Raw genomic sequence first — 21,550 nt, forward strand, 5'->3', positions numbered from 1 at the left:
ACGCGTTCCTATCATGGCGCCTTCGGGCGGCAGGGTGACACCGCCGAGCCGAACCAGGAAGCGTCTTCCCTAGCCTATGAGGCCTTCGGTGACTGTTGCGCTCACCGCCGGCCTTGGGGCCCGCCCCATGCATTGACCGGGATTCACTTCCTGGCATGAAGGTAGAGACAGGACCAGCACCCTCCTTACCAGGCGTAAGGATATCGGCCAGGATTCGCCGGGGTCGTCTCCTCCTTTGATGAGAAGCAGGGTGGCCTGAAGGAGAGCTGCTTTCCACTGGGAGAACCTCAGTCTCCTACCCGCCATATCTTCGCGGTGCTGTCGTCGCTTGCGGTGGCGAGGGTGGTGCCGTCCGGGCTGAAGGCCACAGACCCGACTGTGTGCTCATGTTCGGTGAGTGTGGTGATGAGGTGGCCGGTCTCGAACTGCCCACGACGGAGAATCACAAGACCCGTATTTATCGAAAGACATGCACGCCATGACCTACCGGGTTCCTTTCGAGACGATTCTGCAAGGGCTGCGCGAGCGCCTGGATGAGGAAGACCTCGCCGAGGTGTGCGACCTGCTCATCTGGCGGACCCCGGACAACGGAGCGGAGCTGCTCGACGTCTGCGAAAAGTGGCTGCGGCATGGGACGGCCGAGGAGGTGTCAGCCGCCCTTGCCGTCAACGGAGGGATCCACTTCCAGACAAGGGACGAGCGGGAGCGAGAAATGCGAGCAGTTGCCGAGCGTTTTCCGCAGTTCCGGGAACGTGTTGAGCGAATCCTCCGTGACTGGGACGAGAAGCAGAAGCCACGTGCGGTACGCGAGGTCCTCCAGGACGGTTCCCCGCCATCGCGCGTGGCCTACAGATACCGCATTACCGAGGAAAGGCTTCGTGCCTGGATCGACGAATATCTTCGGGAGAATCCCGCATCGGACGCACCGTCATGAGCTGCTTTCGGGTAGGTCCTGGATGATGACGTGTTCAGAAAGCAGGAAGGGGCGCTTGCGCTCGAGAGAGTTGGGCCTGCTGAAAGAGACTGAGCAGGTCGCGTGGGTTATTGGCGATGCAGAGGAGCGGGCGGGTGCGTTAGAGAGCGTCGTTAAGGGCATGGCGCTTCATGAAGTCGCCGCGGCTGAGCGCATTGCTCGGAGTGTTCCTGAGAAGGGTCGAGCAGGGGCGTTGCTGAGGGGCATCGAGGGCGCAGTTGGACATGACCTGGATGGGGCTGAACGGTTCGCCCGAGCCATGCCTGTGGGCAAACAACAGGTGCTGGCCTTATGGTGGGTCGGTCGCTCATGAGCTCGGTACCGGAGAGCCTGTGCGGGCGTTGCGTCTGTTGGAGGAGGCCCGGCACGTTGCCCGTTCTCTGCGTGATGACAGGGAACGGAAGGATGCGCTGTATGAGATCGCCAGGGTGCTGGTGCGGTATACCCCCGATGACGTCGTCGAGCTCGCCAAGAGCATCACCCGTCCCGGCAACCGGAGCTTGGCGCTGCGGGACGTCGCCGAGGCGGTGACGGAGCAGATCCGGCAGCGGCCGAACGTATCGTGCACGACCTCACCGAAGGGGCCATGAAGAGAACCGGCGACTGATGTTGCAACGGGTCGCCGAAACGATGGCTGACCTGCATGATGTGTCCGAGGGAGCGCATCTTGCGAACGCCATCGAGGATGAAGAGAAAAGGCCGCGGGGCCGGCGTAGGTCGTCAGGCTGGCCGCTTCTTGGGATCCGGACGCATCGCATGCACCATTCCCGTCCAGAAGGAACAGGCCTACGCGCTGTGGTTTGTGTTGGATGTTCCGACCAAGCGGGATGCCTCTGAGGCCGGGCCTGTCGCCAGAGCGTCCCGGATGACGATCCGGAACAAAGGCTGTGGCGGGTCGCTCTCGTCCTGGCCCGACATGACCAGGCGAAGGCCGGACGGCGGGCCCGTATGTTGTGCGATGGCATCCATCGGTCCTCGGCGTTTCGCGCCATCGCCGAGACGGTGCTCGAACGCGACCAGGCGCTGGACTGTCCGTCTGCTGGCCGAGGCCGAACGGATCGCCTGCGGCATCACCGAGCACCTTGAGGTGATGGTCTGGGCCTGGCGGACATCGCCGAAGTACTGCTCCAAGGGACGGACGCCTGACGGCCGGCCCAGCCTTTGTGCCCGGTGAGGGTGGTACGGAGACGGAGCTTGCTGTAGTCGATGCCCATCTGATCCTCCAGTGCACCGGATCAAACGATGACGGTGAGGATTCTTCAGCGAAAGGAGGGCGCGTCCCATCATGGCGCCCGCTGCCCGGAAGGCTGGTGCAGCCGGCCCGAGTCCTGGAGGGCATCTGCCCGCACCGGTGGAAGCGCCTTCGGATCCGCTTGCCGACCGGTAGGGTCTGTTGCTTGTCGAAAGTGCGTACACCATGGCCTACCAAGTTCCTTTTGAGACGGTTCTGCGGGGTCTGCGTGAGCGTCTGGATGAGGAGGACCTCGCCGAAGTGTGCGATCTGCTCATGTGGAGAACCCCGGACAACGGGGCGGAGCTGCGCGACGTCTGCAAGAACTGGCTGCGGCACGGAACGGCCGAGGAGGTGTCGGCCGCCCTCACCATCAATGGCGGGACTTACTTCCGGACGAGGGACGAGTGGGAGGCCGAGCTGCGCGCGGTCGTCGATCGTTTCCCACAGTTCCGGGAACGTGTGGAGCGGATCCTCCGTGATTGGGACGACAGGCACAAGACTCGGGCGGCGCGCGAGGCCCTTCAGGGCGGCGCCTCACTGTCGTTCGTGGCCGATGCTTATGGCATCACCGAAGAAAGACTCCCGCCTGGATCGACGAATACCTTCGCGAGAACCCCGCTCCGGACTCTCAGTCATGAGCCGCTTCCCAAGCCGCGCCTGAGCAGGACTTGAAGCTTGGCCTGCGGGGTCAGGATGGAAGGCCCGCATCGTCCCAGGGGAGCGGCGGTATTGCGGTGACCTGGTCACTTCATCGAGAATTTCGGTGGAGTTCATCTTGCGCCGGTGCCGATGGGGCAGTTCCGAAGGATCAGCATGCCCTCCACGGCTCCATGCCCTGGTTCCCGTCCCAGGCACTTGAGACCGCGCTTTGAAAGATGCTCTCGCATCGGGCCGGAAGCCACCACCCGGCGCCAGGGGCGCGGAGAGCGACAGGCTCTTCTGCGGCTTTCAATGCCCGAGACGGGGGGTACGAAGTCTCGGCTGGTGTCGGGGCCGTTGGCGTCCGGAGAACTTTCGCGCAGGTCGTGGAGCGGGCTGGAGCGTGGGCGTGGCCTCTCGGTTCCGGGACGTTCCCGCTGAGGCCGAGTGCTCGAGGCCGGTTCCTCCCTTCGGCGCGAGAAATGCCGGTGGCGGTTGCCATACTGCGCGCCATGGATGATCGTGATGCGCTGGCCGGGCTGGATGAGGTCCCTTGGGGGGAGCTGGAGCACGCCTACGGTTCCGCGGAGGATGTGCCGGGACAGTTGCGGGCGTTGCGGTCCCCGGCGTCCGGCGAGCGGGGGCAGGCCCTCAACGAGCTGTACGGCAACATCTTCCACCAGGGCAGCCGGTATGAGGCCAGCGCGTATGCCGTCCCGTTCCTGGCGCGGCTGGCCTGTGAGCCGGGCACGCCGCAGCGGGACGAGATCGTGCTGCTGCTGTGCGGGCTGGCGATCGGATACGACGACACCCTGCTGCCGGAGGGTTTGAACGTCGCCGCGTGGCGGGCCGAGGTCGAGAAGGCCTGCGCCACCAGCCCGGCTGAGGCGCTGCGGGAGCTGGACCGGTGGGTGGAGGCCGCCGAGGACCGGGGCGAGCGCGGGGTCCGGGAGTTTCAGCGGTCCATATACGACCACGAGCAGACGATCCGCTGTATGCGGGCAGAACTGGCCGCCTATGACGCGGTGCGGGCCGAGCTGCCCCGGCTGCGCCCCCTGCTGACCGCGGACGATCCCCGCCTGCGGGCCGCCACCGCGTACTTGCTGGGCTGGTTCCCGGAGGAGGCCGCCGCGTCGCTGGCGGCGCTGGAGGAGATGGCGGCCTCCGAGACCGTGCCCGCCGTCTTGGCCAACGCGTTCGTCTCGGCGGGGCTGCTGTCGGGCACGTCCTTGATCCCGCGGCTGCGGGAGGGCTTGGACCACCCTGATCCGCTGTCGCGCTGGGGCGCCGCGGTGGCCCTGGCCCGCCTGGGGCAGGACGACCCGCGAGTGGTCGCCGTGCTCACCGCCGCGCTCGTGGACCTGCCGCCCAACGCGCCTAAGGAGGTGCATTTCCTGGACGGCGACACCCGTTCTCATGCCGCTTTGACCTTGGCCCGGCTGTCCGGCCGGCTGTCCCCGCAGGCCGTGGACGCCGTGCTGGACTCCATGGAGCGGTCCTCCCTGCCGCTGACCAACGAGATGATTCAAGCGACGTGCCGCCTGGTCTTCCCCGATGGCCCGCTCCGCCCGCTGCCTCCATTCCCGGAGCTGACCGGGCAGCAGCAGCGCCTAGTGCGGTTCCTGGCCGATCGGGACCCGGAGAGCTGGCGCTGGTACTCGTTCGTCCAGATCCTGCGCGCCTGGAACCTGCCCGACGGTCGCACCGGATGCCGCGCCTACGCGGGCCTGCCGTCGTGATTTCCGCCGGGCTCACCGGCCGGGCCAGGGGAGGAACTCGGCCAGCAGGCCCGCGGCGGCGCCCAGGAGCAACACCCCTGAAAACCCCAGTAGGCGCCGGTACCACCGGCGGTTCAGCCGTTGCCGTACCGAGCCCAGTAGCAGCGCCAGCACGACCTTGCTGCCCACCAGCATGAGGTAGAAGCCGACCAGGAAGACCGCTCCGGTTGCCGGCTCGCGCTGCCAGGCGGTGGTCAGGATCGGGCCGCCGATGCTCATCCAAAACAGCCATGGGTGCGGGCTGAGCAGGTTGACGATCACCCCGTGCCACAACGCTGCCGAGGGCGGCGGCTCGTCTTTTCCGGACGGTTGGGGAAGGTCGGTGCTGCGGGCCTCCTGCAAAGTGGAGGCCCCCAGTTTCAACACGAACAACCCGCCGGCCACGCCCGCCGCCGACAGTACCCACCCGGGCGCCAAGCTGAGCACCGTCACCGCCAGCACGATCACCGGCAGGTCGGTGACCAGCGGTGAGGCCGCCACCCGCACTCCACCGGCCGGGCCGCTGCGCACTGTCGTGGAGATCACCAGCGCCAGCAGCGGCCCCGGGCTCACCCCTGCGCTCAGCCCGAGCGTCAGCCCCAAGACCAATTCCCGCACTGCAATCCGTCCTTGCCCGTGTTTCGGCCTCGCCCCGTATCCGCTGTCGATGGGGCATGGGGCCTTGCCGGGCTGCTGTGATCGTATGAGACCTCGGATGTGTCCTTCGGCGAGGGAAAGCGGTGGGTCTAACGCGCCGATGAGGGGCATGGTGGACGCGCATCTTGACACGTCCGCGACGGCCATGCCCTTGCACCGGCGGAGCAGCCGGGGCGGCCTTGGAGCCACCGCCCCTCGAACGGGCATTCGCTGGACCGGCGCCGTGGGGTCGTTCGTCGTCTGGGCACCTGGCACCAGGGCGAGAAGCGGCCGTCAAACGACACTGAAGTAAGTAATTAGTGGCTCGGTGGAAAGCTCACTCGACGGGGCCGTCGTGCCGCTCGAAAAATCGGCTTTCGCGACCCGCGTGAGCGGCCATTTCAGCAGGTCCAACGGGGTGAGGAACGGATGAATCGGCAGGCGTCCACCTGTTGATCCAGCGCCTTTCCTCAGGAGGCCGGACAGGATTTCCGGGAATGGCGAGTGACCGGGGCGATGGGATCGCAGGATTGTCGGGGGTGCATGTCAGTCTTCGGGTTGTGCCCTGAGCTTCCTGGAGAATCCCATGGACATCTCATCGCTGGACGATGCCGTGTTCCGCAGGCTGCGTCCGGCTGTGGTCGCCGTTCTCTCGTTGGCCGCCGGGGTGGTCGTCCCGATCCTGCTCTTTTCAGTCGTCCGGCTCGTGATCGACCACTGGCGGTTGCTGCTCTCCCTCCTGGCGGTGGGAGCGCTCGCAGCCGCCGCGGCAGGCGGGGTCGTGATCCGCCGGCGCCAGATCGAACGAGAACGGCAATGGCGTCTCCGGGAGATCGCACATCTGGATCGGGTCGATGTGATGACCGGCGATGAGTTCGAAGAATTGACCGCCGAACTGCTGCGCCGGGACGGTTTCCGCGGCGTCCAGGTCGTCGGCCGGGCCGGGGACCGCGGCGTGGACGTCCTGGCCACCAGCCCGGGCGGACGCCGGATCGCCGTCCAGTGCAAACGGCAAAAAGGCAAGGTCACCGCCGACCGGGTGCGCAACCTGGTCGGCGCACTCAACGTCACCTACCCCGGCCGCCTCGGCGTGCTCGTCACCAACAACACCTTCACGGCCCAGGCCGCCGAGGAGGCCGCCGCCGGCGGGCTGCTCCTGGTCGACCGCGACCTACTGGCCCGCTGGATGGACGGTGATCCCCTCCCAGTGTGAACGGGACGCACCTGATCCTCGTCCGTCCTGCGCACTTGCCGGACAGGACCCGCACCGGTGGAACCCAGCCGCGGAACCCGCGACGCCTCCCGCCGCAGCGGAGGTGCGGCCGGTCGTCCTGCGCGCGCCGGGCACGCGCAGGACGACCGGAAGAAGGCCGCATCAGCGTTCCAGGCGCACCGGCAGCACCCGGGCGCTGTTGGTGAACAGCGACGGCACCGGCTCCACCTTCCGGTCCTCGGCCAGGTGCAGTTCGGGGTAGCGGGTGAACAGGGCCTGCAGGGCCATGGGCGCCTCGACCGTGGCCAGCGGGGCACCCAGGCAGTAGTGGGGGCCGCCGCCGAAGGACAGGTGCGGGCTGCGGTCGGCGGTGATGTCGAAGCGGTCGGCGGTGGGGCCGTACTCGGCCGGGTCGCGTCCGGCGGCGGTGTAGGAGGCCAGCAGCGCGTCCCCGGTGGGGATGGTGACGTCGCCGATGGTCAGCGGGCGGGTCGGGTAGCCGCAGGACAGGTTGGTGATGGGCGGGTCCCACCGCAGGGTCTCGTTGACCACCGCCGACCAGGTGTCCGCGTCGCCCCGCACCGCGATCTCCTTTTGGTCGGGGTGGGTGAGCAGGGCGTGGACGGCGTTGGCGAGCAGGCCCAGCGTGGTCTCGTGCCCGGCGGTGCACAGCAGCCACAGCGTGTCGGTGAGCTCCTCGTGGCTGAGGGCGTCGGGGGTGTTGCGGCGGGCCTCCAGCAGCGCCGTGGTCAGGTCCTCGGCCGGCTCCTTGGTGCGCAGCTCCAGCAGCTCGGCCAGCATCTGGTGCCGCCGCTGCTGGGTGCGGACGGCCTCCTCGGGCGTGGTGTCGGTGCGGAACAGGCTGTCGACCAGCTCCCGCAGCTCGGGCCGCCAATCCGCGGGCACCCCCAGCAACTCGCAGACCACCTGCATGGGGATCGGGTAGGCGAAATGCTGCCGCAGATCCACCACCCCGTCGGCGTCGGCGTGCTCGGGCAGCGCCGCGAGCACCTCCTCGATGATCTCCTGAATGCGCGGCCGCAGCGCCTCCACCCGGCCACGGGTGAACACCCCGCTGATCAGCCCGCGCAGCCGCCGGTGCTCGGCGCCGTCGGCGGTGAACATGTTGTCCACGGCGAACATGCCCAGCAGCGGCCAGTCCGCGGGAATCCGGCCTTGTTGGTGGGCGGCCCAGTTCCGCCAGTTCTTGCTGACCGCCGGGTTGCGGAACACGCCGTGCAGCGCCTCATAGCGGGTGATCACCCAGGCGGTCACCTCGTCGGGCAGACCGGGCAGCCCCACGGGGACGGCGGCGCCGGCCTCGCGGAGCCGCGCGGCCTCACCATGGTGGTCACTGCCGAAGGGGTCCAGGCGGAACTGAACGCTCATCGAATTCCTCCAACGGTTTTAGGAGCGGACGAGGCCGTCGGGAAGCGCACGTGCAGGCAGGCGGGCAGGCGGGTCCACGGCGAGGGCACCAGCGGGATCGGCGCGTCCGGGTCGGCCAGGGTCACGCCGGGCAGCTCGTGCAGCGCGGTCTCCACGGCGATCCGGGCGATCGTGCGGGCCGCGCTCTTGGCCGGGCAGGTGTGCGGCCCGGCGCTCCACCCCAGGTGGGCCCGGTTGTCGATCTCCTGCCACCAGTTGGCCCGGTCGGACGGGTGGATGCGCGGGTCGGAGCCGGCCGCGGCCAGGCCGAGGATCAGCGCGTCCCCCCGGGCGATCTGCCGCCCGCCGATCCGGCAGTCCATGACCGGGAACCGGGCGGGCATGTGGGTCATCGGCGGGTCCCGCCACAGCACCTCGTCCAGCGCCTCGTTCACCCCGAGGGTGCCGCCGCGGATCCGGCCGGAGAAACGCCGATCGCTGAGCATCAGCAGCAGGGCCCGGGCGATCCAGATGGTGGTGGTCTCATAGCCGGCCGAGATCATCAGCAGCATCTCCTGCATGACCTCGGTGTCGTCGCGCAGGTTCGGGTGCCGCAGGAACGCGGTGGTCATGTCGGCGGCGGGCGCTTTTTTGCGGGCGGCGATGACGTCGGTGAGGATCCGCTGGACGTCCAGGTAGCCGTCCTGGGAGTCGGCACCGGACCCGAACAGGGCCAGCAGCCCCTCATGGAGCCGGCGGCTGTGCTCCATGTCGATGCCGAACATGGTGTTGGCCACGGTGACCATCGGGATGTGCGCGGCGTACTCGGCGACCAGGTCCGCATGCCCGCGTCCGACGAAGTCGCCGGTCAGCTCGGTGCAGATGGCGCGGATCCGCCGGGCCATCGCGTGCTGGTCCAGCTCCAGCAGGCCCTGGTCGAGGGGGGCGCGCAGCCGCTGGTGGGTCTCCCCGTCGGCGAAGTAGGCGTTGGGACGGGGGAACATCATCGGCGCCAGCCCGGAGTCCGGGTCGACCCGGCCTTCGACGTAGTCGCGCCAGTGCAGCTCGGGGTTGCGGGCGAAGCGCCGCTCGTCCTGGACGACGTCCAGGATCTCCCGGTACCCCAGCAGCAGCCAGCCGTTGATCGGGTGGCGGCGGCCCTGCTCCAGCAGCACCGGGACGACATAGCCCCACTGCTCCCGCAGCCGCGCATAAGTGCCGTGCAGGTCGGGGCTGGCGGCGATCTCGGTCAGCGGGGTCAGCCCCGTCATGTCCGCCAGGCGCTCGGTCATGAGGCCCTGCCTTCCAGGCTGCGGGCCAGCGCGTGCTCCACCAGCGTGATCAGCGCGTCGCGGGCCGACTCGCGGCGGGTGGCCACGCACGAGGTGATGGGGGTCTGCGGCAGCAGGTCCAGCTTGCGGTGCACGATCTCCAGCGGGTGGTGCGGCGAGTCGGGGAAGACGTTGACCGCCACGGCGATCGGCAGGTCGGGCACCCGGGTCTCCAGCTGGTCCAGCACTTCGAAGCTGTCCTCCAGGCGGCGGGTGTCCACCAGCACCAGCGCCCCCGCGGCCCCGGAGGCCAGGCCGTGCCCCTCCCAGACGTTCCAGAAACGCTGCTGGCCCGGCGTGCCGAACAGGTACAGCACGATCGGGGCGGAGTCCTGCGGCAGCAGTGTGATGCGGCCGAAGTCCATGGCCACCGTGGTGGTGCGCTTGTCCTCCAGGCCGTCCAGGCGGTCGGTGCCGATGCTGAGGGTGGTCATCGGGGCCTCGGTGCACAGCGGCCGGATCTCGCTCACCGAGGAGATGAACGTCGTCTTGCCCACCCCGAACGCGCCGGCGATCAGCAGCTTCGCCGACTGGGTGACCGCGGCGTCGACGTAGACCGGCCGGCGGGGGGAGGGGGCGTCAGAGGCGGCGGAGACCATCGAGAAGCGCTCGCAGAAGTGTGGGGTCCGATGCTGCGGACGGCGGGTTGGAACGGATCGTCAGATGCCCGGCGTCGACCAGGTCGCTGGCCACCACCGCGGCCACGCTGATCGGCAGGCCCAGCGCCTCGGCGGCCTCGCTGAGCGACAGCAGCCCCCGGCAGACCTCCAGGAAGCGGCGCTGCTCCAAGGTGGCCGACGGCGGCAGCCGCCGGTCGGGGTCGGTGGCGATCAGCAACGTCTCGGGACGGAAGGTGTTGCGGGTGGGCTGCGACCGCCCCCGGGTGATCACATAGGGGCGCACCGGGCGGCGGCGGGCCTCCTCGGCCGGGTCGCCCGTCCCGAGCGGGCCGTGACGGTCGGTCATGACCCCGGCACGCGGGCCGCGGCGTTCATCCCACGGCCGATCTTGTCGACCTGCTTTTGCATCTGCCGGGCGACCAGGGCCGGGTCGATGCTGCGTTCGGCCAGCACCGCCAGCGCGGTGTTGCGGGCGGCGCCCCGCACGAACAGGATCCCGCCGTCGTATTTGATGATGACCTCCTGGGGCAGGCCCATCGGCGGGGCGTCGGCGGGGGAGGAGGCGTCGATGGAGTCGGCCAGCCCCTGGCCCAGCGTCGCCAGCCCCGCGCAGGCCGCCGACAGGCGCTCGGCGTCCTCCCGGGGTGTGGAGGCCGGGTGCGCCAGCGGCAGCCCGTCGCGCGAGCACACCACGGCGTGCCGGATGCCCGGCAGCGCCAGCTCCTCCAGCATCCAGCCGTTGTCCGCGGGGTCGTCGCTGACGAGGACTCCCGGCCGCCGGCTGCTGTGTTCGCTCATCGTCGCTCCTCGGTGTCGGATGTGTCGGCGGGGTCCGGCCGGTCACTGCCGTCGGCGGCTCCGAAGTAGGCCTTGGCCCATGCGGCGGCCTCCTCGGGGGTCTCCCGGGACACGCCGTCGGCTGGGTCGGGCGCGGCGGCGGGCCGGGCGGGGGCCTGGCCGCGCCGCGAGCGCCGCTGCGGCAGTTCCTCGGGCTTGGCCGGAGGGGGAACGGCGGACTGCTGTGCCGCCTGGGGCGGGGCGGCGGCCTCCGCCACCGGGACGGGGGGTTCCAGGGCGGGATCGGCGATGGGATCGACGATCACGGTCAGCTCGGCGGGCACCCACACCACCGCCTGGATCCCGCGGTACATCGACTCGCGCAGCTCCACCCCGAAGCCGTAGCGGCGGGCGTACTCGCCCACCACGGCCAGGCCCAGCTGCGGCGTCGGCCCCAGGTCGGCCAGGCCGACCGGGGTGCGCCCGGAGGCGATCTCGCGCTGCCGGGCCAGCGTCTGCGGGTCCATCCCCAGCCCGCAGTCGTCGATCTCGATCACCGCGCCGTCGCGCAGCGGCCGCACCCGCACCTCCACCGGGTCGACCGGGGTGGAGCTTTGGGTGGCGTTGGCCAGCAGCTCGGCCACCAGGTGGATCAGCGGCTCGGCGGCCACCGCGGCCACCCCGAGCGTGCCGTCGCCGGCGACCTGCACCCGGTCGAACGCCACGATGCGGCCCTGGGCGGCCCGCACCACCTCCACCAGCGGCAGGTCCGGCCACTGCTGCCCGGGGTGCTGCCCGGCCAGCACCACCAGGCTCTGGGCGCGGCGCTGCAGCTGCGCGGCGGCGTGGTCGACGCGGTTGCCGACCTCCAGCACGTCCGGGTCGGCCGAGTGCCGCTGCAGCATGGCGGCGGCCTCCTGCTGCACCCGCAGCGCCGCGGCCATGAAGTCCTGCCCGGTGGCCACCACCGCGCCGATCACCGAGTCCACCCGGTCCCGTTCCACGCGGCACCGCTCGGCGATCTTGGCGGCCGCCTGCAGCACCTGTTCCATGTGCTCGGCCATCTGCGGCTCGAGCTCGGTGCGCGGCGGCGGCGCCGGACGTCCCTGCGCGACGGCCTCCATGCGCGGCCCGGCCAGCTCCCGCAGCGCCGCGGCCACCGCCTCCATGCGCTCCACGTGGAAGGAGCGCCACCGGGCGTCCTGCTCGCTGATCGCGGCGTCCTTGGCGGCCTGCAGGGCGGCGACGGCCCGCCGGTGGCGCCGGGTCAGCCAGCGGATCCACGCCAGGGCGGCGGCGGCGGTCACCGCGACCGCCGCCGCCGTCATCACCCGGTCCGGCTCCCGGTACAGGGCCGCCGCCAGCACCAGCAGGGCCACCGCGCCGCCGGCCGCCGCGCCTATCGGCCGAGGGGCGGGTGTGTCGGCCGCGGGCTGGGCGGCGGCCGTGGAGGAAGCCGGAGAAGAAGAAGTCATCGTCGCCTTCACGGATGGCTCTGGCACGGTCCATTACGGCGGCGTCCCGTCTGCGGGCTCGCCGCGTCGGCCACTGGGGTGCGCACGGTGCCGCGTTCCCGGTGGGGCGACGGCCGGATCGCCGTGCGCCCGGAGCCGTGCGGCGGCGCGGAACGGCCGCCGCGGGCACCTGCGGGCGGCGTCACCGGCCGCCCCGGCGGGACGGTGCTTGCGTGATGTGACGGGAGGCGGTTGCGGAAGCGTCGATCCGGATGCCGGACCGACGAGGAACGGATGATCTCGTCGTGCGTGACATCAAAGCCTTCCGCAATCGTCGTGCCGTATTTTCGGTGACCTTCGAGCCCTTGACTCGCCGCATATCTTGCACCGGTCTCGCAGAAAGCGGACAAGAGCGGTCAAAAGGTCCCCGGTGTGGCGATCCTTGCCTATTCCGAATCTTTGTCGCTGCCGTGCATTGCGGCCCCAAGAACACCGCCGATGGCCACTTGCGGCCAATCCCTGCGAAAGTGCGGTGATTTGCGCTAAGGGGCGGGCTTCGCCGTGGCCGGCGGAGTCTCTCCGCGGGGCCTGCGGGTGCGCGGCCGGTGCCGCCGGCGAGCGGTAAAAGCCCTGATCAAGGCGGCTTTGTGGAGAAGGTGAGGAGGGCCGGGGTGGGTGATGGCCGTGCCGCCGGCCGTAGCGGGCGTGAGGAGGGTCGTCCGGGGCTGTGCTGCCACATGTTCCGCTCTACGGACGTTTTGGGTCGGGAAATACGGGCGTCCGAATTGCGTTCGGGGCGGGAAGCTGCTATAGGGCTGCGTTTTGTTCGGATATGCCGGTAAAGAGAAATTTAACTTTTGATTACTTTTGCGTTGCTCGACGAGGGGGCGAGTAGGCCATCGGCTTGAGCGTGAGGAGCTCTTTCCGGCTCGGCTTGCGAATCTGGCGGGATCGGCAGAGCACCCTCCAGCCGTTTGTGGGGGAAATCACATAGGGCGACGGAGGTGAGGCGGCTCGCAGTCCTGAACCGGGGCGGCGGGCCGACGTCCATCGCGGCGGAGCGACGTTCGCCTCCAGAGCGCCGCCGACCGGAGCCGATGCAGTGAACCTTGCCGGCCTGGTCTGTTCGCAGGCAGGACGAGAGCCTTGCAATCAGGGGCGAAGCGGTGACCTGGACGGCTCTCCAGCCGCCCGGTGGGCGACGGAAGCAGGCGGCCGACGTGCTGTCAACGGTCTGACGTCCTTGTCACGCACCAGATTTCCGCATGTATGCCTGGGAGCACGCGGCTCCGGACACTGCCGGGGCTCCCGCTGCGGCCCGAGACTGCGCATTGAGCCTTTCGACGAGCCGTTCCCGCAGGTCGCATGTGGGGGGACGGCGCAGTTGGAGACGATGCCGTGACCTGCAACGCCATGACCTCGGCTGGCGTCGGGGTCCCTAGTCCTCCGGGACCACACCCTGAGGAAGGCCCGCCGGCAAGGCCGGCGCTGCTCACAGGGCTCGCATCGCAGGCGTTCGGCACCGCCACCGAGACGATGACCGGACGGTCGCCGCGACGGCCGCCATGGCCGGGTGCGGTCCAAAGGCATCGGGCACAGACGACCGGCCACGGGGCGAGCCACTGGCCTCCATCGCGTCCAGGGCGACGGGAAAGCCGCCCAGCCAGGGCTCGGCGAGCCCACGTCGGCCGATTCCCGCCCGATCGGGCTGGGACCACCGCTCTCTGCAAAGGCCGCAGACGGCGCACCGTCGGCTCCTGCGACAGGGCAGGCGGGTGAGAACTTCGACGCGCTTCACCCTGCGGTCATGGTCATGCCTTGAGGCCTGCGGCGGCCTCACCCGAGGTCGGCTTGGGGACGACCGCGCGCCGTGCGTCCGGTTTGCGGTGCGCACGGCGCGCGGTGGCGTCCTGGGGTTTCGGCTCAGAACCAGCAGGTGCCGGTTCTCCACATGTTGATCCACTCCTTGGGCTTTGAAGAGATGGACCCGGCAGCTGAGGTTGCCCCACAGGAAGTAGGGGCCATACCCGTCCCAGCCGAAGGGGAGCTCGCCGGACACATCGACCGTCGCGGTGGGGGAGGGCTGTGCGGCGGTCGTGGTCTCGGCGGAGGCCATGCTCGGTGTGAACGCACCGATGGCGATGAGCGCCGCGGCGGTTCCATACGGTGCTGGGGCCTGTCCGTAGCGCCGGGCGGGGCGGCCCTCTCTTAGCGCGTCCATGGGCCGCCGCAGTCGGTGTTCTGAGGACGAGGCCGGTGCGGACGGCGGCATGGTCGCTTCCGGCGGCGCAGGATTGGCTCCTGGGAAGCAGGCGCCGCGGAGCCGTTCGCCGGGTTCCAAGGGGATACGCGCCTGCCCTGCGGTACCGCCCTTGCGCGCCATGGCCGAGAGCACCGGTACGAACGGCGGGCCTGGTCTGCGCCGCCAGACGGCCGGTGCGGAGTCAGCGGGAGACCAGCCTCTCCAGCTCCGGGTCGCTGAAGAACGCGCGGTTGGCGTAGGCGAACCGCACGGCCAGCGCCAGGTTCGCCGACCGGCCGTTCGAACCGGGTGCCTGCGCGCCCTCCGGAGGCACCAGCGGCGGCATGCAATCGAGGATGAACTCCCGCACATTGGCCACGAACTTGTCCAACGTGCTGGGGCTCACGCCGGCCTGCCGGGCGATCTGGGTGCGGCTGTCCAACCCCAGGGCCAGGGCCTGCCAGATCCGCAACTGCGTCCGCGTCCCGCAGACCGACCGCAGCCGCAGGTGCTCCGGCCGGGTCAGGTACGGGCGCAGATGCCCCATGGGCACGTCACGTCCCTCGAGGAGAGCGCAGATCATCTCGGCCTGGCCGTCCGCCGGTGAGGCCTTGCTGATCCACGTCTGCGGCTGCTGGAGCGGGAAGAGCTCGAAGGCCGCCCGGAGCATCAGCTCACGATTTCCTTCGACGTCCGCTGTGTACAGAGCGATTTTGGTATCCGGGGTGTGCTGGGACAGCAGCCGCAGCGCGGTCAGCCCGTGGCTTTGCGAGCCGCCGACCCGGCGCGCTCCGAAATCGAGGTCGACGAGCGCGAGATCGTATGTGGTTCCCGTTTCGCGGGCCCGTTCGACGGCGGCGGGGATGTCGTCGGGGTCGGTCACCTGGTCGGCCGTGATGGCCAGGCGCCCCGACTTCACATCGGCATGCCTGCTGAGCAGGCCCTCGATGGTGTACTGGACCGTGCCCAGGTCGTCGACGATCAGCAGGTACCGGGTGAGGGAGTTTTCCGTCGGTCGCTGGAGGGCTTCGGCCAAGGAACCGCCTCCAATCGGCGATGCGGTGTCAGAAGCGTCAGGATAATGAACAAAATATTCTGACAAATGTCGGATGTGTTGTCATCAGATTTGTGATGGCGTGCGGTCGGCGCTCACAGGGCGAGCCAGGTGGCCTGCACCCGGGTGCCGGCGGGCGTGCGGTCGATCGTGATCCCACCGCCGAGCCTTTTCAGCCTGTGGTTCAGTATGGCGAGGCTGGATTCCGGGCGATTCATGATCGAATCGCCGTCAAATCCGTCCCCTTCGTCCTCGACCGTCACTATCAGTCTGCGGCGTCGCTCCTCTTCGACGGCCCGGATGAAGATCCAGATCCGGAAGGAAGATCGCCTGAGACGATTGGCTTCGCGCACGCTATTGGCGCACAGGTCGCTGAGGACGATCTGCAGCAGGTTGAGATCGGTGGCGCGCAACGGCATCACGTCCACGCCCGTGCTCTCGACAGACAGGTCGATGGCCGCACTGTCGGCCGCATGAGCGTAGGCGGTGGATCTGACATCTTCGATGATCTCGCCGATGTCGGTGCCGTCGCCTTCCCGGAACGGATGGCGACGCAAGGACTCGACCTGATGCACCAGGCTGTGCCAGCTCGCCTGCACCCACGAGGGCCGGGACTCCAGTTCCAGATTCGGGCCGAGCACCCGCAGCTCATTTTTGATCTTGCTGTGCACAACGGTCGATACGGCCTCGGCGAGCTCCTCGCGCTGGTCGCGCAGGGCGTCCGGTAGCGCGCCCAGCAGGGCGTTGACCAGGCTCACGTCCACGTAGAGACGGAACATCAGGCCGGCGATCACGATCGCGCCGTCGGGTCCGGAGGCCGACGCGGGCGCACATGCCCGGTACACCGCGATCCCGGTCACGGCGAGGACGAGGGGAATGGCGAAGCGGAACCATGCGTAACCGGCTCGCCGGGCAAGGCCGGGCTGATACCAGGCCGGATCGATGACGTACTGGGAGAACGGGAAGTACAGCAGAAGGAACGTGAACGCGGCCGACCAGAGAACCGACGCTCCCTGCTGGGCGGGAGGAGCGGTCCAGGCGGTGCAGGCGGCCATGGCCAGCACGCTCGCCCCCTCTATCAGGCCGGGTATGTCCGCACTGACCCGCCTTTCCCTGGCCGTTCTCCGCAGATAGTCGGAGATGCGGTTCAGGACGCGCCTGCCGCTCATCCAATCCTGCACGCCTTCATGGTGGTGACTCCACGCCGCGACCGCGCCCACGGTGGCCAGCGCCCCGGTCGCGAGAGTCAGCGCGACAACGGAATGCACACCGGTCTGGAACCGTCCGGGAGGGCCGAGGAGCGCATCGGTGATCAACGCGCCCTCCCACAGTTGAACGGCGATGAGCCTGCACAGCGCCATGCGCCGGTAGAAACCGTGCAGGGCGCGCATGATCATGACCGCATGCTGGGGGGTGTGGAGTTCGGGGTGGTGACCGGGGGCCAAAGAGTCCTTGCCGAACAGCCGGTCGCGCATCGACGGCTCCGCTGCCTCGGTATGCATGGCCATGATTATCGCCGAGCGTTCCGGTGAGCGGCGGGAGAAAAGTTCGTACGTCCGGCTGCAAAACTTTGCAGCGCACCCGGCAATGTGTTTCTTGTTGTTCCGCCCACCTTTTTCTGAGTATGGAATTCAGACTCGCCTTCATGCTCCCCGAGCCGGAGTGGTGTCGGCCGCGACAACAAGATCACCCCAAGGGAGGAGAAGCGGAGTGGAACTCACCGAAATGTTGACCCGGAGCCCCTCGGTGGACGATGAACTCGTCTTCTTCGCCATGCCGTACGGAAAGCGCACGCTGCCCAACGGCGCGGAGGTGGACTTCGATGTGCTCTACCAGCAGTACTTCGCCGTGACGGTGCGGCTGATGGGGCTGCGCCCCGAGCGCGCGGACTGCATCCCGGGAACGATGGAGAGCCCGTTGTCGGCCGCCTGGAACGGCGTCGACCGGGCCGGCACGGTGGTCATCGACCTGTCCTTGCCCTCCACCTCGGTCGCCATGGAGCTGGGCTGGGCGATGTGCCTGCACAAGCGGGCGGTCGTCATCCACCACGAGGGCGCCGAACTGCCCACGAACATCGTGGGCCAGGTGCGGGCCATCAAGTACCGCTGTGACATGGGCGGGCTGCCCGAGCTGCAGGAGGCGCTGCGGCTGGCGATCGAGGACGCCCGCAAGCGGGGCATGCCCGAGATGGACCTGCGCCCCCGTACCGGCGTCCGCGACGTGGAGGCCATCGCCGAGGTGGTGCTGACGGCGACCGACCACATCTTCGTCCGGGACATCCAGAACGAGCTGCGCACCGGGGTCATGCGGCGTACCGACATGGACTACCTGGAGACCCTTCCGGACGACATGTCCAAGCGGTTCCGGATCGGCGCCAGGCTCAACGGCGTCTTCGTCACCGACGAGAACGGGACCCGTTTCTCGCAGCGGCACGGGAAGACCAACCCCTGGCCGGCCCTGGAGGCGAAGTACCGGCGCGGCACTCTGGTGCGGGCCGAGGTCGTCCAGATCAACCGGGGCGGCTACTTCGTGGCCCTGCAGGACGGCGGGAAGTCCAGGATCCCCACCCACATGGCCGAGGCGGCCGGCCTCGAACAGGGGTCTGAGGTGCTGGTGCGGGTGCTGCGGGTCGACCCGGTGCGGCAGCGCATCGACGTGGTGCTCGCCGATCACGCGCCGACGGCCGACCGGCGGCCCGGGCAGGCGCCTGTCTCCGGGACGCCCGGAGCACGCCCCGGTCCGGTCCTCCCGCGGCAGGGCGAGCGGTGCACGGGAACGGTCACCAGGCCGTTCAGGGAGCGGGGGTTCGTCTTGGTGACCCTGGACGGCTGGACCGAACTGGGGCAGCCCGCCATTTTGCACATCTTCCAGATGACCCCCCGGACGCGGGAACGGTTCAGCGCCGGAGAACTCGATAAGGGGGACCGGCTGCACGTCGAGGTGGTCTCGGCGGCGCCGTCCGCCCGTGACCCGGAGCGGGCCGAGATCCGGCTGCGGGAGGTTCCCGCCGAGGCGGAACCGGCCGCCGAGGAGGGCGCCGAGCCGGAGAGGGCCACGGGCGGCGAGCACATCTCCGAAGAGAGGACGGCATGACCGCCGTACATGACGACACCGTGGGACGGGACGCCCTCCCGGCGTCCCGTCCCCGCGGGGAAGACCTCGATACGGCCCTGTGGAACTCCGCCGTGACCGCCGACGCGTTCACCGACGAGGCCGTCTACCGCTACCACATGGCCGTGATGGAGCAGTACCGGGTGTACGTGGAGTCGGCGGATCGGGTGAGCGCCCGGAGGAACACCGCCAACGCCTTCTTCCTCTCCGGCAATACTGCCCTGCTCACCTTGCTCGGAGCCGCCACCACGGTGGAGACGCACCGGATCCCGGTGGCGGTCATCGTGTGCGTCCTGGCGGCGGCGCTCTGCCAGTGCCTGATATGGGGCATACAGGCGCGTTCGTACCGTGTGCTCAGCTCCGCCAAATGGGCGGTCGTCGCCGAGCTGGAACGTCGGCTGCCCGCCCTGGCGTACTCCTCGGCCGAATGGGTGACGGCGCTGCCGAGCCGCCGCTACAGACCGCTCACCCGGATCGAACGGTGGATCCCGGCTCTGTTCGCCGCCCTCCACCTCGGAATGGGGATCGCCGTTCTGCTGTCCGGCTGAGCGTCCCCGCGCCCGAGGATCCGGCGGCCGACCGGTTCCCGCACCGGTCGGCCGCCGGTTCGCGCGCTTGAAGAGACGGCTCAGAACCAGCAGGGGCCGGTGCCCCACATGTGGCGCCACTCCCAGGGCTTGAAGAGGTGGATCCGGCACTTGAGGGTGCCCCACAGGAAGTAGGGGCCGTACTTGTCCCAGCCGAAGGGGAGCTCGCCGGATACATCGACCGTCGCGGTGGGGGAGGGCTGCGCGGCGGTCGTGGTCTCAGCGGAGGCCATGCTCGGCGTTAGCGCACCGAGGGCGATGAGCGTTGCGGCGATGGCGATTCCTCTACGAACGCGCATGCCCTGATTCTGAACCGTCTCGCAGCGTGATTCTTGTCACAAAGTTCAACAAAATGCTTCTTGATGCGTGACCCCGCATAGGGCGCCGAGGCTTTGCCGGTCGTCTTTGCTGCAAAGTGGTCCGCTGCTCTTGCCGCGGGTCGGGCGGGACGCGGTTGCATGCGTGACCGTGCCCCGGGCCTGCGCTTTTCGCGTCCGATCATGATCGCCGGTCGGCCGTCGGTGGGAAGTGTGAGGGAACGGCGCATCGACAGGGCGGCTGGGAGTGGGCCGGACGCTTTTTCCAACATGCCGCCTCGAGGGCCGGAGGCGGCGTTCCCGGCGGTGTCGTTGCAGGTCACGACGTTTTCTCTGCTTGTGGCCTCCCCGTCTCGAGCTGCGGAGACGGCCTTTGGGGAAAGGGTCGATGAGGAGTGCCGCTGAAACGGCGGGTGGGGCCGGAAGAAAGGCCGGTGGCGCGGTGCGGAGCCGGTCGGCCGTGCCGATGTTCTGGCTGGTGTGAGGTGTGATCCGGCCTGTATGCCGGTTGCCGGGACAGGGGGCCGGCTGATCGGCGATCATGGCTTTTGCGCCGGCGAGGACGGGAGGCCGGGTGGAGCCTGGGGAAGAGATCGCGGGCCGCTATCGGCTGGAGCGTCGACTGGGCCGGGGCGGCTTCGGCGAGGTGTGGGCGGCCGTGGACCTGTTGCGGGACCGGCCGGTGGCGGCCAGGTTCTTATAGACGGCGATCTCCTTTTCTCGGGCTTCGGCTATGGACAGCAGGAACCGGCGGAAGGACGGCCACTGACGTCGCGGTTGTCCTTGCTCCTCGTAGAGCCAGACTTCCGGATCGTCGGGGGCCAGTTCGGCCTGGGGGATGTAGAGCACGATGTATCCCTGGTGCATGGCCATCACCAGGGCGTCTTCGAGGATGGCCGGGTCGGCTCCATCTTCGCGCAGCAGCTCTTGAGCGGCGTCTTTGATTTCCAGGAGGTCGTGCAGCGACCAGTCGGTTCCGGTCATCAGCGGGTAAGGGCTCTTGCCCATGACCTTCAGGAAGTCGCGGTACAGGGCGGGGAGGCGGGTGAGCCGCTGGGCCCGCATGACCTGCTCGATCTCCGCATCGGTGCACCCTGCCTGGTCGCGTCGTCTGATCAGGCGTCGTTCCAGCAGGTGGTTGCGGTATTCCGGGAGGGAGAAGCGGTTGGGGTCCATGGCGGGTGAAGTCACGGTGCACGGCGGGAAAGCCGCCGGCGGTGGGGTGGGGAGTGCGCTCCTCTGAGCGCGGGCGTGGGGGAGGCGATGCCGGCTTGAAGACCGCAGGCTCGCCGGGATGACGGCGGGTCCGGGAGTGTCAGGTTCCCAGGGTTGTGGCGCAGGACAAGCAGTGGGCCTTGGCCGCCCGGGAAGTGTCGCCTCCGGTGGCCTGCGCGGGGTGGGTGGGGCCGATGTGGTGCCACAGGCCGGGGCGGGGTTGGTGATCCAGCCCCAGCCGTTGTCGGGGCCGTGGACGTGTTCTTCGGTCATGTGGCCGCAGGCGCCGGGGATGTGGGCCACGTTCTGGCGGGAGATCAAGATGGTGCCGGGGGCGAAGCTCGACCAGCCGCCGCTCTTTTCGTAGGGACGGCGGGACGAGGAGGAGACGAGGTCGCAGGCACAGCCGAGCCCGACGATGAGCCCGCACTTTTCGCACTCGGTCATGATCGCCGAGCCTAGTCCTCCGGCCGAGGAGAGGGCGGGGGAATGACGTATCGATGAGGGAGGCGGGTACGCCGACTGGACGGGCATATGACATGGCCCACCCCAGGAGGCGGAACCGGTGTCGCGATCTTGGTCGGGCACTTGATCCGGTCGCTGAACGAGGACACCGGTTCCGCAGGACGCTCACACGGGAGTCCTGGCTGTTCGTCAGCGTTCGTCTGCGCTCACTGGACGGGACGAACGGACGGCGCGCAGAAACGTGCTCCACGCATGGGGAGTGAGGTAGAGGATGGGGCCGTCGTCGGTGTTCTTGCTGTCGCGGACGGCGATGGTGCCGTGGGGAGAGCGAGCGACCTCGACACAGGCTCCGTTGGCCTCGCTACGGCTGGACTTGCGCCAGCGTTCGTGTTGCGTTGATCGGGTCATTGGCTGAAGTCGGTCGAGCGGAAGGGCTGCGGGAGTGCGCTCCGGCTGTGGGGGTGAGATGGGCCATCGGGGTGTTCTTGCTGTCACGGATGGCGACGGTGTCATGGGCGGAGCGGGAAACTTCAGCACGGGCTTCGCTGATTGTGCTG

General features: G+C 69.1%; 20 protein-coding genes. 7 read left to right on the plus strand and 13 right to left on the minus strand.

All coding sequences use genetic code 11. The features are described from left to right. Positions 1-287 precede the first annotated feature (287 nt). Positions 288-446: a WD40 repeat domain-containing protein gene (locus BUE48_RS07045; protein ID WP_286989389.1), complete on the minus strand. Its 159-nt coding sequence runs from the start codon at positions 444-446 to the stop codon at positions 288-290. Between the two features lie 32 nt (positions 447-478). On the opposite strand from BUE48_RS07045, the gene BUE48_RS07050 reads away from it, so the two are divergent. From BUE48_RS07050 to BUE48_RS07065, 4 genes are all read left to right on the plus strand, one after another. Next, positions 479-934 (plus strand): transposase, encoded by a 456-nt coding sequence (locus tag BUE48_RS07050; protein WP_286989390.1) that lies wholly within the window; start codon positions 479-481, stop codon positions 932-934. 371 nt (positions 935-1,305) lie between these two features. After that, a complete protein-coding gene (locus BUE48_RS07055) occupies positions 1,306-1,563 on the plus strand; it encodes a hypothetical protein (protein ID WP_012851790.1) in 258 nt (85 codons plus the stop codon). Positions 1,564-2,390: 827 nt separating this feature from the next. Beyond that, the gene (locus BUE48_RS07060) at positions 2,391-2,879 is read left to right on the plus strand and encodes a hypothetical protein (protein WP_012851791.1); all 489 of its coding nucleotides are present in this window, start codon (positions 2,391-2,393) and stop codon (positions 2,877-2,879) included. A 479-nt stretch (positions 2,880-3,358) separates the two neighbouring features. Next, positions 3,359-4,585: a HEAT repeat domain-containing protein gene (locus BUE48_RS07065; protein WP_148232949.1), complete on the plus strand. Its 1,227-nt coding sequence runs from the start codon at positions 3,359-3,361 to the stop codon at positions 4,583-4,585. A gap of 12 nt (positions 4,586-4,597) precedes the next feature. On the opposite strand, the gene BUE48_RS07070 is transcribed toward BUE48_RS07065, so the two are convergent. Next, a complete protein-coding gene (locus BUE48_RS07070; RefSeq protein WP_286989391.1) occupies positions 4,598-5,206 on the minus strand; it encodes a LysE family translocator in 609 nt (202 codons plus the stop codon). Between the two features lie 619 nt (positions 5,207-5,825). Here BUE48_RS07070 and BUE48_RS07075 point away from each other — a divergent pair. Further along, positions 5,826-6,452 (plus strand): restriction endonuclease, encoded by a 627-nt coding sequence (locus BUE48_RS07075; RefSeq protein WP_012851794.1) that lies wholly within the window; start codon positions 5,826-5,828, stop codon positions 6,450-6,452. Between the two features lie 162 nt (positions 6,453-6,614). Here BUE48_RS07075 and BUE48_RS07080 read toward each other — a convergent pair whose 3' ends face one another. The 8 genes from BUE48_RS07080 to BUE48_RS07115 all read right to left on the minus strand — a co-directional run bounded on the left by BUE48_RS07080 (position 6,615) and on the right by BUE48_RS07115 (position 16,773). After that, positions 6,615-7,841, minus strand: coding sequence for a cytochrome P450 family protein (locus BUE48_RS07080; RefSeq protein ID WP_286989392.1), 1,227 nt, complete (start codon positions 7,839-7,841; stop codon positions 6,615-6,617). Next, positions 7,838-9,112 (minus strand): cytochrome P450, encoded by a 1,275-nt coding sequence (locus BUE48_RS07085; RefSeq protein WP_286989393.1) that lies wholly within the window; start codon positions 9,110-9,112, stop codon positions 7,838-7,840. The genes BUE48_RS07080 and BUE48_RS07085 overlap by 4 nt, the downstream gene beginning before the upstream one ends. Continuing rightward, positions 9,109-9,750, minus strand: a complete 642-nt coding sequence (locus BUE48_RS07090) for a GTP-binding protein (RefSeq protein WP_012851797.1) — start codon at positions 9,748-9,750, stop codon at positions 9,109-9,111. Before BUE48_RS07090 ends, BUE48_RS07085 begins: the two co-directional genes overlap by 4 nt. Continuing rightward, positions 9,731-10,117, minus strand: a complete 387-nt coding sequence (locus BUE48_RS07095; protein WP_012851798.1) for a DUF742 domain-containing protein — start codon at positions 10,115-10,117, stop codon at positions 9,731-9,733. The genes BUE48_RS07090 and BUE48_RS07095 overlap by 20 nt, the downstream gene beginning before the upstream one ends. After that, positions 10,114-10,569 carry a roadblock/LC7 domain-containing protein gene (locus BUE48_RS07100; RefSeq protein ID WP_012851799.1) on the minus strand — a complete coding sequence of 152 codons (456 nt, stop codon included), beginning with the start codon at positions 10,567-10,569 and terminating at the stop codon, positions 10,114-10,116. The genes BUE48_RS07095 and BUE48_RS07100 overlap by 4 nt, the downstream gene beginning before the upstream one ends. After that, positions 10,566-12,023, minus strand: a complete 1,458-nt coding sequence (locus BUE48_RS07105; protein ID WP_012851800.1) for an ATP-binding protein — start codon at positions 12,021-12,023, stop codon at positions 10,566-10,568. The genes BUE48_RS07100 and BUE48_RS07105 overlap by 4 nt, the downstream gene beginning before the upstream one ends. A 2,423-nt stretch (positions 12,024-14,446) precedes the next feature. Beyond that, positions 14,447-15,280 (minus strand): response regulator transcription factor, encoded by an 834-nt coding sequence (locus BUE48_RS07110; RefSeq protein ID WP_012851801.1) that lies wholly within the window; start codon positions 15,278-15,280, stop codon positions 14,447-14,449. A gap of 113 nt (positions 15,281-15,393) precedes the next feature. Then, positions 15,394-16,773, minus strand: coding sequence for an ATP-binding protein (locus BUE48_RS07115; RefSeq protein WP_012851802.1), 1,380 nt, complete (start codon positions 16,771-16,773; stop codon positions 15,394-15,396). 271 nt (positions 16,774-17,044) lie between these two features. On the opposite strand from BUE48_RS07115, the gene BUE48_RS07120 reads away from it, so the two are divergent. Together BUE48_RS07120 and BUE48_RS07125 are read left to right on the plus strand one after the other, a co-directional pair. Next, positions 17,045-18,391 (plus strand): S1 domain-containing protein, encoded by a 1,347-nt coding sequence (locus BUE48_RS07120; protein WP_148232950.1) that lies wholly within the window; start codon positions 17,045-17,047, stop codon positions 18,389-18,391. After that, positions 18,388-18,957 carry a RipA family octameric membrane protein gene (locus tag BUE48_RS07125; protein ID WP_012851804.1) on the plus strand — a complete coding sequence of 190 codons (570 nt, stop codon included), beginning with the start codon at positions 18,388-18,390 and terminating at the stop codon, positions 18,955-18,957. The genes BUE48_RS07120 and BUE48_RS07125 overlap by 4 nt, the downstream gene beginning before the upstream one ends. An 80-nt stretch (positions 18,958-19,037) precedes the next feature. Here the strand turns inward: BUE48_RS07125 and BUE48_RS07130 are convergent, their stop codons facing one another. The 3 genes from BUE48_RS07130 to BUE48_RS07140 all read right to left on the minus strand — a co-directional run bounded on the left by BUE48_RS07130 (position 19,038) and on the right by BUE48_RS07140 (position 21,401). Beyond that, positions 19,038-19,295 (minus strand): hypothetical protein, encoded by a 258-nt coding sequence (locus BUE48_RS07130; RefSeq protein ID WP_041439383.1) that lies wholly within the window; start codon positions 19,293-19,295, stop codon positions 19,038-19,040. Positions 19,296-19,916: 621 nt separating this feature from the next. Continuing rightward, entirely contained in the window at positions 19,917-20,489 is a 573-nt protein-coding gene (locus tag BUE48_RS07135) for an SMI1/KNR4 family protein (protein ID WP_012851806.1), read from the minus strand. A 693-nt stretch (positions 20,490-21,182) separates the two neighbouring features. Then, a complete protein-coding gene (locus BUE48_RS07140) occupies positions 21,183-21,401 on the minus strand; it encodes a DUF397 domain-containing protein (RefSeq protein WP_012851807.1) in 219 nt (72 codons plus the stop codon). Positions 21,402-21,550 lie beyond the last annotated feature (149 nt).

The sequence above is a fragment of the Thermomonospora sp. CIF 1 genome, from assembly GCF_001896795.1.
In the GTDB taxonomy this organism is placed as follows: Bacteria; Actinomycetota; Actinomycetes; order Streptosporangiales; family Streptosporangiaceae; genus Thermomonospora; species Thermomonospora curvata.

Coding starts and splice junctions, on each gene's coding strand:
- BUE48_RS07050 (WP_286989390.1), top strand. CDS start 479: ATGACCTACCGGGTTCCTTTCGAGACGATTCTGCAAGGGCTGCGCGAG.
- BUE48_RS07060 (WP_012851791.1), top strand. CDS start 2,391: ATGGCCTACCAAGTTCCTTTTGAGACGGTTCTGCGGGGTCTGCGTGAG.
- BUE48_RS07065 (WP_148232949.1), top strand. CDS start 3,359: ATGGATGATCGTGATGCGCTGGCCGGGCTGGATGAGGTCCCTTGGGGG.
- BUE48_RS07075 (WP_012851794.1), top strand. CDS start 5,826: ATGGACATCTCATCGCTGGACGATGCCGTGTTCCGCAGGCTGCGTCCG.
- BUE48_RS07080 (WP_286989392.1), bottom strand. CDS start 7,841: ATGAGCGTTCAGTTCCGCCTGGACCCCTTCGGCAGTGACCACCATGGT.
- BUE48_RS07085 (WP_286989393.1), bottom strand. CDS start 9,112: ATGACCGAGCGCCTGGCGGACATGACGGGGCTGACCCCGCTGACCGAG.
- BUE48_RS07090 (WP_012851797.1), bottom strand. CDS start 9,750: ATGGTCTCCGCCGCCTCTGACGCCCCCTCCCCCCGCCGGCCGGTCTAC.
- BUE48_RS07095 (WP_012851798.1), bottom strand. CDS start 10,117: ATGACCGACCGTCACGGCCCGCTCGGGACGGGCGACCCGGCCGAGGAG.
- BUE48_RS07100 (WP_012851799.1), bottom strand. CDS start 10,569: ATGAGCGAACACAGCAGCCGGCGGCCGGGAGTCCTCGTCAGCGACGAC.
- BUE48_RS07105 (WP_012851800.1), bottom strand. CDS start 12,023: ATGACTTCTTCTTCTCCGGCTTCCTCCACGGCCGCCGCCCAGCCCGCG.
- BUE48_RS07115 (WP_012851802.1), bottom strand. CDS start 16,773: ATGCGCGACCGGCTGTTCGGCAAGGACTCTTTGGCCCCCGGTCACCAC.
- BUE48_RS07125 (WP_012851804.1), top strand. CDS start 18,388: ATGACCGCCGTACATGACGACACCGTGGGACGGGACGCCCTCCCGGCG.
- BUE48_RS07130 (WP_041439383.1), bottom strand. CDS start 19,295: ATGCGCGTTCGTAGAGGAATCGCCATCGCCGCAACGCTCATCGCCCTC.
- BUE48_RS07135 (WP_012851806.1), bottom strand. CDS start 20,489: ATGGACCCCAACCGCTTCTCCCTCCCGGAATACCGCAACCACCTGCTG.
- BUE48_RS07140 (WP_012851807.1), bottom strand. CDS start 21,401: ATGACCCGATCAACGCAACACGAACGCTGGCGCAAGTCCAGCCGTAGC.